General features: G+C 45.3%; 13 protein-coding genes. 5 read left to right on the forward strand and 8 right to left on the reverse strand.

Features of this window, described 5'->3' with window-relative positions; translation table 11 throughout:
- On the forward strand, window positions 1-256 hold a 256-nt coding region (locus DKW60_RS20680), incomplete at its 5' end, for an ISAs1 family transposase (RefSeq protein ID WP_109839567.1).
- 77 nt (window positions 257-333) lie between these two features.
- On the opposite strand, the gene DKW60_RS20685 is transcribed toward DKW60_RS20680, so the two are convergent.
- Window positions 334-957 carry a type IV toxin-antitoxin system AbiEi family antitoxin domain-containing protein gene (locus tag DKW60_RS20685; RefSeq protein WP_109839568.1) on the reverse strand — a complete coding sequence of 208 codons (624 nt, stop codon included), beginning with the start codon at window positions 955-957 and terminating at the stop codon, window positions 334-336.
- A 144-nt stretch (window positions 958-1,101) separates the two neighbouring features.
- Here DKW60_RS20685 and DKW60_RS20690 point away from each other — a divergent pair, with 144 nt between their 5' ends.
- Window positions 1,102-1,428, forward strand: a complete 327-nt coding sequence (locus DKW60_RS20690) for a UPF0175 family protein (protein ID WP_109839569.1) — start codon at window positions 1,102-1,104, stop codon at window positions 1,426-1,428.
- Window positions 1,425-1,925: a PIN domain-containing protein gene (locus DKW60_RS20695; protein WP_109839570.1), complete on the forward strand. Its 501-nt coding sequence runs from the start codon at window positions 1,425-1,427 to the stop codon at window positions 1,923-1,925. Before DKW60_RS20690 ends, DKW60_RS20695 begins: the two co-directional genes overlap by 4 nt.
- Window positions 1,926-2,103: 178 nt before the next feature.
- Here DKW60_RS20695 and DKW60_RS20700 read toward each other — a convergent pair whose 3' ends face one another.
- From DKW60_RS20700 to DKW60_RS20710, 3 genes are read right to left on the reverse strand one after another with little or no spacing between them, the layout of a single operon-like run.
- Entirely contained in the window at window positions 2,104-3,138 is a 1,035-nt protein-coding gene (locus tag DKW60_RS20700) for a hypothetical protein (RefSeq protein ID WP_109839571.1), read from the reverse strand.
- Window positions 3,114-3,296 (reverse strand): hypothetical protein, encoded by a 183-nt coding sequence (locus tag DKW60_RS20705; RefSeq protein WP_109839572.1) that lies wholly within the window; start codon window positions 3,294-3,296, stop codon window positions 3,114-3,116. Before DKW60_RS20705 ends, DKW60_RS20700 begins: the two co-directional genes overlap by 25 nt.
- Window positions 3,297-3,353: 57 nt before the next feature.
- Window positions 3,354-3,722 (reverse strand): nSTAND1 domain-containing NTPase, encoded by a 369-nt coding sequence (locus DKW60_RS20710; RefSeq protein ID WP_109839573.1) that lies wholly within the window; start codon window positions 3,720-3,722, stop codon window positions 3,354-3,356.
- 378 nt (window positions 3,723-4,100) lie between these two features.
- Between DKW60_RS20710 and DKW60_RS20715 the strand changes: the two genes are divergently transcribed.
- A complete protein-coding gene (locus DKW60_RS20715) occupies window positions 4,101-5,111 on the forward strand; it encodes a hypothetical protein (RefSeq protein WP_219988860.1) in 1,011 nt (336 codons plus the stop codon).
- A gap of 112 nt (window positions 5,112-5,223) precedes the next feature.
- On the opposite strand, the gene DKW60_RS20720 is transcribed toward DKW60_RS20715, so the two are convergent.
- Window positions 5,224-5,601 carry a hypothetical protein gene (locus tag DKW60_RS20720; RefSeq protein ID WP_109839574.1) on the reverse strand — a complete coding sequence of 126 codons (378 nt, stop codon included), beginning with the start codon at window positions 5,599-5,601 and terminating at the stop codon, window positions 5,224-5,226.
- A gap of 142 nt (window positions 5,602-5,743) precedes the next feature.
- On the opposite strand from DKW60_RS20720, the gene DKW60_RS20725 reads away from it, so the two are divergent.
- Complete coding sequence (locus DKW60_RS20725) at window positions 5,744-6,610, forward strand: LysR family transcriptional regulator (RefSeq protein ID WP_109839575.1); 867 nt, start codon at window positions 5,744-5,746, stop codon at window positions 6,608-6,610.
- Window positions 6,611-6,644: 34 nt separating this feature from the next.
- Here the strand turns inward: DKW60_RS20725 and DKW60_RS20730 are convergent, their stop codons facing one another.
- From DKW60_RS20730 to DKW60_RS20740, 3 genes are all read right to left on the reverse strand, one after another.
- Window positions 6,645-6,869 (reverse strand): hypothetical protein, encoded by a 225-nt coding sequence (locus tag DKW60_RS20730; protein WP_109839576.1) that lies wholly within the window; start codon window positions 6,867-6,869, stop codon window positions 6,645-6,647.
- 237 nt (window positions 6,870-7,106) lie between these two features.
- Window positions 7,107-7,673 carry a hypothetical protein gene (locus DKW60_RS20735; protein WP_109839577.1) on the reverse strand — a complete coding sequence of 189 codons (567 nt, stop codon included), beginning with the start codon at window positions 7,671-7,673 and terminating at the stop codon, window positions 7,107-7,109.
- Window positions 7,674-7,757: 84 nt separating this feature from the next.
- A complete protein-coding gene (locus DKW60_RS20740; RefSeq protein ID WP_281271875.1) occupies window positions 7,758-8,693 on the reverse strand; it encodes an alanine/glycine:cation symporter family protein in 936 nt (311 codons plus the stop codon).
- Window positions 8,694-8,723: the final 30 nt, after the last annotated feature.

Here is an 8,723-nt window from a genome sequence, read left to right on the forward strand (position 1 = left end):
CGCTAAAGCAGCACTGTATGCAGTTCGTTCACATTGGGGGATCGAAAATAAGCTACACTGGGTGTTAGATGTTGTTTTCAAAGAAGACCATGCGAGAGTTCGTTCTGGCAATGGTGCTAAAAATATGGCAATTGTCAGGCATATCATCACCAACCTGTTAAGGCAAGCGCAGGGCAAAGCGAGCTTGAAAGTGAAACGGAAAAAAGCGGCGTGGTCTGTCGAGTTTCTTGAAAAACTATTGCGGCAAGAGCTGTAAATCTTTCAAGCGATTGCCCTGAGAAAAAACCTCTTTAAGCTGTGTTTTTGTGATGCGTTTATGGTTGGAGCATGGATTTAATCATGGAGTACCTCAAGTGCATCAGCAAGCGTATTGAGTAACGCGACTTTATACCCCGCTTGTGCAAAGCTTCGAATCGCTCGGGTGTCCAGCTTGGCCAGTTCAGCTTCATTCAAACGTAAATCATCTGACAGATAAGACAATACGGCTGAGGTTGATTGTAAGCGAAGGTGGCGAATACTCAGTAGCAAGTCACATAAGGCTTTCTCTGGTGTCGCCATTAAAAAAGCACTGTTTCCTTGCTGGATGGAAGTTTGCTCCAGAGAATAATAGTGAGCAGGAATCGCGTGATAACTAAACCGGCCCAACTCATTTTCAAATTGCCTTGAACGGCCAATACACATGGAAGTGACCTCAACAACGCGTTCACTCAACAGACCATAATAGGATAAGGCCCATTGTCGGGAAACATAGCTCGGGCCAAACAGATGATTTGCAATGAGTTCTTTTGGAGGGGAGTGTTGGTCACTTAAGGCGTATAAACCTCGCTTTAAAGCAATCAGCTTTCCCTGTTTGGTTAAGCGATTGATCTTGTCGTTTGGGCGAGCGTAACTGTCCAGTATTGCTGATAATGCGGAGTAGGGGATGACTTGGTTTTCAAATACAGCTAACGCTTCCATGAAAATAGAATAGTACTTTTTGTATGGTTAACCTACTTTAATTCGATTAACTATACAAAAAATTCTGTCAAGCTTCTTTCTAATTCCTTTTCTACTAAAAACGCTATGTGCTATCATTATGGGTAATATGAAGAGGTTACAACTATGCAAGCATTTTCAATACGTGATTTACGAGAAAAAAGTGGCGAACTTAGCCGTGAGTCTGAGGCTGGGAATCCTTCATTGATCACCCGCAGAGGCAAGCCACTAATGATGACAGTGCCTTTCACACAGCATCTTGTTGAAAACGGTATACATGTAGCATTGGCTGAGCAGCTTTACTGTGAAGGGCATGTAACGCTAGGACGGGCAGCCAAAATCGCTGACATGTCTTACGCTGAGTTTGCAGAGTACCTAAGCGCACTTAATATCGCAGTCGTCGATTATCCTCCTGAAGAACTGGAAGACGAACTCAATGTACTTGCCCAATGAGTTTATTGATCGTTGCTGACACCGGGCCATTAATTGCTCTGGCGAAAATCGGTCAACTAGATTTGCTCCGCCATTTCTATGAGAAGATCTTTATACCAGAAACAGTTTTTTCAGAAGCAACTGAACGCCAGCACTGGCAGGATGCGATGCAGATTCACCAATTTGTAGAGCAGTATGTTGATGTCGTTCCTGATAAGACAGGCAAGCAGATTAAAGAGTTGTTTATAAGGCTTGATGCTGGGGAGTCTCAGGCGCTTGCATTAGCTGATGAGCTAAATTGTCCTGTTCTGTTAGATGAGCGACGAGGCCGAATCGTCGCAAAGCAAATGGAGATTAGCATTGTCGGGACAGTTGGCTTGCTCATTAAGGCCAAGCAGCAAGGGTTGATTCCAGAGCTTAAAAATCTGTTATCAGAAATGACGGAACACGGTTATCGGCTATCGCCAAAACTTATACAGCAAGCGCTTGAGATATCAGGGGAAGCCAAGATTAAATAGTTAAAGGCTATACCTACTCAGCTGCAGCTGCTTCCTTCAATCTAGCCGGAACACAACCATACTTCTCCGGCTGCTTATAAGCACAACGCTCTTCCAGCCAACGCACTACCTGATCCATTTTGCTCTCGCCTTCTGCTGGCATATTCAGCAGTGGACGGTACTTACGCGTTTCATCTGTTCAGGTGATGTGATAACCCTCTTGAGCGAATAATGAGGGTGGCAGTGGCGTATGCTTGAAGTTCAAATCCTCCAACTCCAACTCCCAAAAAAAGCGAGGTGCGCCGGGTACCTCAACCGGGTCGAATTCATAAACGAACCGGTATAAAGGAGGTAGGTTGTCAGGCCTCCAAAGTCTAATGTCATTTCCATCACTGGCTGCGATGACTTTGCCATCAGGGCTGTAGGCAATGGCTTGAATGGATCCAAGTTTTAAGTGAGGTGTTGTCAATGCTGAGGAGGAGAGGATGTTGCTAGGTAAGCGTGATAAATGCCCTAAGGTTTCGGGCTTGATGGCGACTTTGCTTTGGGCTAAGGGACGTTGTTGGGCTTCCAAGGCATAGAGCAAGGCGTTGCGGTATTCACTGATGGCGTCGGGATGGTGTGGGTCGTCTGTATTTTTAATGAGGCTATTGCCCCGTGTGATTGAGAACAGGCTTTTTTCTTCAAAGGCCTTGGCGAGGTTATAGTTAGATTCCAGCTCATTGGCTCTGGCGATTTTTGTGGCTTGCTCTGCCATTTGTGCACGGTGCTGAGCCAGCGTTTCGGCCGCCTTGGCGGCCTTTTCATTTTTTTGTGATGTTTCAAGTGCTTTTTCAGTGGCTATATTGGCTAAGGTTGCTTCCTCTGAAGCTTGCTCTGTTTTGGTGTTGGCGATATCCAGTTCCGCCTTTTCTTTTAGTAGCTTTGCTTGCCGCGCTTGCTCTGCTTTTTCCTGCTCAATGGCTGTGTGGTGTGCAATATCGCTGAGTTGGATAAAATCAGTGACTTGCTCAAAGTTGTCTTGCTTACTTGGGGCACCGTCATAGCGTTTTGCCCAAATGTCAGCGGAACTATTTGCCGTGAGTTTATCTTGCCAGTATTTGGCGTGCTCCAGCTCAATATCCGGTAATAATCCTGCTTTATTTTCTTTGTAACGCGATGCGGTTGCTAGTAATCGTTGGTAAACCTCTGCATTTTCACTTTCTTCATCTACCCATTGTCCAGTTTGTTCCATTGGCGAATCAAACTTTCATGTGAAATATCGATGAGTGGATTGTCTTCAGTATTATGAGATAACAACACCAGAAACGAGCGATTCTGCTCACAGAAGTAATCAATCACCGTCATCACGGCATCAGGGGAGGTATTGGCAATTGCAGCGACATCGTGCAAATGGGCAGGTCTTGGGATACGTCGATTCCCTGCATCAACGGTGGTCAGTGCCTGAAATCATATCTTAGCAATCGATCGTTGTTCATCCTTCAGCTCTTTCAAGGCTTCATCTGCATGACGATCCAGCGCGTGATGAATAGTGTGCGCCTTTTCGTAACGCTCAATGTCCAGTGCACCGTCACCGCCGGATGCTTGCCATACATCCCAGGTGCACATTAAGGCATGTTGCAGAATGGGTAAGTTGTCACGGGTATCGATGTTTTCATTCAGCAGTCTATCCACCAAGCGCGGCGCTATTTTCGCACCCGCTAAATTCACCGGATTGCTAATCACTTCCTCACGCTGACTGCGAGTCAGGCGTGGCACTAAAAACTGACTTTTATTAATCGCCTCAGGCAATCCGTACAAAACATCACAGTCACCCAAAAAAGTCAGAACGCATGGTCAGACAAAGCTTTGCTGAGTTGCGGCATTAACCACTGTAAGCTGTCAATAGTGCTCTTGGTTTAATCATGACCAAAAAAGTGATTTTTTTGATATATTTTTATTAAATAAATAGCAAATTAGTGGTCATTTCATGGCTTTTCTAAAAATAGTATGTGTGAATCATGTGAGAGAGCACTTCAGCTGCTAAGGTTAGTTAATGAGAGCAGCTCCGATAAATTGCGAGGGAGCTTCTTCATAGTTCGGTGCTTTGAATCAGGTCACATCATAGATGGCAAAACAAAGCGCACTTAATCATCACATCAGACCTTGCAGATACGCGGGAGTAAGGTCGTGAAAATATGGATATGAGGAAATGTTATGAAACACTTATCAAGGAATAGCGCCATGCAGTTGGCAACGGCTGCTGCGGTTTTAATGACGGCCAATACCGCCTTTGCGGATGTGAAGCGAGTGGCGGGTGCTAACTGCCCGGCGGGTTATGCACATGTCACTTATCAAAAAGCCACAGCACAGCGCGCAACCTATTGTAAAAGCCTGCAGGCTTGGGACATTGCTCGTTTGGCCAATGGCGCCTCAATGGATGGCTCGGGTTATCAATGTAAAACGCGACCCAGTGATACCCGTCAGTTGGGGCATTCGCTTTGTGAGAAAAAAGCAGTGGCTGCCACAAAACAGACCAGCTTAAACCAAGCCGCTTATGTGAATGGCACGTCAGAGTATCGTTTTGGGCATAACTCGATTCCCAATATGAAGGTAACCGGTGCGCCGGCGAATGTTGGCTTTGGCCGCTTTGCCATGCTACACGATGGCTCCACTTACCGTTTATATCTACCAAAGTACGGTAGCAAAGATACCTTGTATCAGTTTGGATTTAATCCTTCACAGGGTGCTTATGTTTACGGTCACAACTCGATTAAAGAGTTGAAGATTGTTGGTATGCCAGCGGATGCAAATACCAATAGTTATGCCATGTTGCATGATGGTAGAGATTATCGTTTGTATATGCGTAGCCGCTCAAATCCCAGAAAGATTTACCAGGCAGCTTACAAGCAAGGGACGAATCAGTATGTCTATGGACATAACTCAATTCCAGCGATGAATATTACCAAGGCTCCTGCTGATATCACTAATAATCGCCGCTGGGCGATGTTGCACGATGGAAAACACTACCGTCTGTATATCGGTCGTAAAGGGCGTCCAAACCAGTTCTATCAGTTTGCGTTTAACCCTGCGACCAATTCCTATGAGCATGGCTATCAGTCAATTCCGTTGTTAACGGCTAAAAACCCCCCGGCTAATAGCAAAAAAGGCAGTTTTGCGATGTTGCATGACCGTGGTGCATACCGTTATTACCATCTGACTAAGTAATATTGGCCTATAAATATGAGCGGTATAAGTTTCATCAAGCTTATGCCGCTTCTTGTAATGAAAAACAAATGACCCACCAAACGGTGGGTCGGGGATTGACGCCTTATTTTAATTAGCTGTCAGTAGGCTCCGGCATTACTTCATAATCGCCGGACATGCCATCACCTTCGAGTGGTGCATCGTCTAGGTATTCAGTACCCATTGTGTCCATGTTTTCCAGAGCCACTTCAGGGTCACCAGTAACCATTGTTTCAGTAGCGATACACTCTTCAACGTACTGAGTATGTTCGGCACTGACCAAACCACTTTCATCAGCAATAGACGTACAGATTTCTGTAATCTCCTGTAGCTCTTCCGCACTCATTTCAAGGCTTAGCTGAGGCACCTCAGTATCGTCGCTAACCTCGTCAGTCATCGTGTTGTCTGCGAACGCAGAGCCGCTGCCCATAAGCATAAAAGACAGTAATAATAAGGAAAATTTATTTTTCATTGCTTGGTTTCCAAAAGAGTAATTAGGTTGTTTCTGATTCGATTTATACGCCTGTGCTGGTGATCAATCCAACAAAAAATAATCGTCGTTACGATCACCAAAAACGATTAATATCACCACTAATCACTGAGGCGGAAATGCTATGGATATTGCGCACCTAAAAACCTTTCTGGAAATTTACCGTGTCCGGCACTTTGGCAAGGCTGCCGAGAAACTCTGCATCACCCAATCTGCCGCCAGTGCCAGAATCAAGCTGCTGGAAGAGCGGCTGGGCGTTAAGTTATTCACCCGCGAACGCCACGCCATAGAGCCGACACCGGCAGGGCATCGCTTTCACAAATACGCTGAAATGACGGTCAGTGGTTGGGAGCAGGCTCGGGTCATGGTGGCTTTACCAGAGCAGTATTCACAGTCCCTATCAATCGGTTACCTACCGGATACCTGGCATTTATTCTTAAAAAACTGGGTTGATGAAATTCACTCGCAGCTGCCGGAGACAGCCTTAAACCTGACGATTCACGCTGGGCAAAATGTACAGGAGTTGATATTAAGTGGTGCGCTGGATCTTGGTTTTGTATTCGAGCCGATCAACTCGCCGCGTCTGCAAAGTGTCAATATTGCATCCCTACGCTTAAAGCTTTATTCCAACCAACACAACACCAGTATTGAGTCAGCACTTGGAGAAGGTTACGTGATGGTCGATTGGGGTGCGATGTTTGAGTATGAACACTCCAAAGCATTTCCTGAGTTGTCAGGTTCAGCCATCAGAACCAATTACGGCGTCATGGCTTTAGATTTATTGCGGGTAGGGAAGCGGGCAGCTTATCTGCCGGATCAGGTCGTCAATGATGACGTAGCGCGCAATCCATTATATGTAGTGGACGGTGCGCCGGTTTTTGAGCGTAATTTGTACGCGGTATATCGCTCGGCAAGTGCTTCGGTATCGCTTCTTGAAAAGCTGATCGCAGTGATTACCGGATTTGGCAAGCAGGCATCGGTGCCTAGTTAGATGCTGCGTTGCCGCCTCCGGTAATGCGAGTTAATTACTGATATTCGTAATCGTCTTCAAATGAATCTAAGTAACGCTGTCTGGAACGTAAACGTTTAGCTTCAATGTAGTCGTCCAAGCGACGCTTAATATTGCGCTTACGATGCATACGATTATTGATTCTGTCTTTGGCACCGTCTCTGTCTCTATCGTCAAAATCGGTGTCTTCTTCCCAATCGTAATCATCAGGATAATCATTAACAGTATTTTGCTTACTCATCTCTCTGTCTCAGTTACATTAATTGGCTCCGGTTATCGAGCCTTCAAGTATCTTTATACTCCTGAGATTTTTTCTGATCCAACAAAAATAAATCATCAACTTAATCGTTTTTGGTGATCGAGTGAAGCGCTGCTGGCTCAATAAATCTCAAGCGAAGCATGCCAGTGAATTGTGACTAATTGATGACAGTTAAACGACTTCTGACGCCTTGCCAGATAACAGACGTTAGCGCTATTGCTAGAGAATAATTTCCTTCTGTCGATCCAATAGCTCTACACCCAAAAACTCACTTAACTGGTCACCATCAATCTGTATCTGCTTCAGGTCATTATGATTCAATATATTCATGCGTCGGCCATACTTTGTCAGCACGTTCAGCTCATAACAGGGATAGCTAATGCCGTGTTTGCTGGTGATCATTTTATTGGTGATCTGTAGCGAGACGATGTTTTTCAGCTTCAACGGGCGATCTTCATGGTTGGTAAAAACCCCCGAGGTTTTGTCGAAAGAAATACGTCGCATAAAAGGCTTCAGCAGTGTCATGCCAAAGGTCGTAATACTAGCTCCGGCAATCATCAGAAAAAATACCAGATCCATCTGTTTGCTCTGATAGTAAACAAAGGCCGATAGCCCCAGCAAAAATAATCCCACTGTCACATAAATCAGGCAAAAAATAAGCGTCGATAAAGTTGGTTTGAGGTAAGCCTTGTTGTTATTAATGACCACCGTGTGGGATCTGAATTTAGGGCCGTTTTTGATGAGATGACGACTCAGGTCTATGTGTTCTGTTGGAATGCCGGACATTGTGTGTACCTTATTATTGTATTTCAGGGATAAAAAAACCCACCGTAAAGGCGGGTTTCTTTAAACGAATCAGAGAGTCAGTGTTTATTTAAAACGCTTGATCTCACCTGATTTTACTCTGTCTGTGAAAGACTTCAGCTCTGCCTTAACGATCGGCATTAAGAAGTACAAACCGATAATGTTAAAGATCGCCATCGCGAAGATCGCAGCATCAGAGAAGTCGATAACCGCACCGAACTTGATAGTCGCACCAACAATAACGAAGAAGCAGAACATCAACTTGAAGATGATCTCAGCAACGCTGCTCTCACCGAACAAGAACGTCCACGCTTTCAGGCCATAGTAAGACCATGAAATCATCGTTGAGAAGGCAAACAAGATAACCGCGACTGCTAAGAAGTACTTAAAGATACCAGCCGTTGCTTCAAAAGAAGCCGCTGTTAAAGTAACACCTGTTAAGTCAGCACCGTCAAATGGTGCAACATTCAGACCAGCAATAGTGATAACCAATGCAGTCATAGTACAGATAACAACCGTATCGATGAATGGCTCAAGTAGTGATACCAAACCTTCAGTGACAGGCTCTTTCGTCTTAACCGCTGAGTGAGCAATTGCCGCTGAACCAACACCTGCTTCATTTGAGAACGTTGCACGCTTCAGACCCTGAATCAATGCACCAATGAAACCACCCGCAACACCTGCACCAGTGAATGCACCGTCGATGATTGCAGAGAATGCAGGACCAACCATAGACAGGTTAGACACGATAACAATGATTGCCATACCGATGTACAGAGCGGCCATCCAAGGCACAACTTTCTCTGTCACCGATGCAATGGAAGGCATACCGCCAACAATTACTGAGAATACCATTGCAGCCAGTACCACACCGGTGATGATGCCGTACTCCATTGGAATACCGAATGCATAGTTCAGCATTGCGTGTGCCTGGTTAGCCTGGAACATGTTTCCGCCACCCAGTGCACCAAGGATACACATGATGGCAAACATAACTGCCAGAAACTTACCTAACTGATGTTACGCAGTAGA

Source organism: Leucothrix pacifica (assembly GCF_003172875.1).
In the GTDB taxonomy this organism is placed as follows: domain Bacteria; phylum Pseudomonadota; class Gammaproteobacteria; order Thiotrichales; family Thiotrichaceae; genus Leucothrix; species Leucothrix pacifica.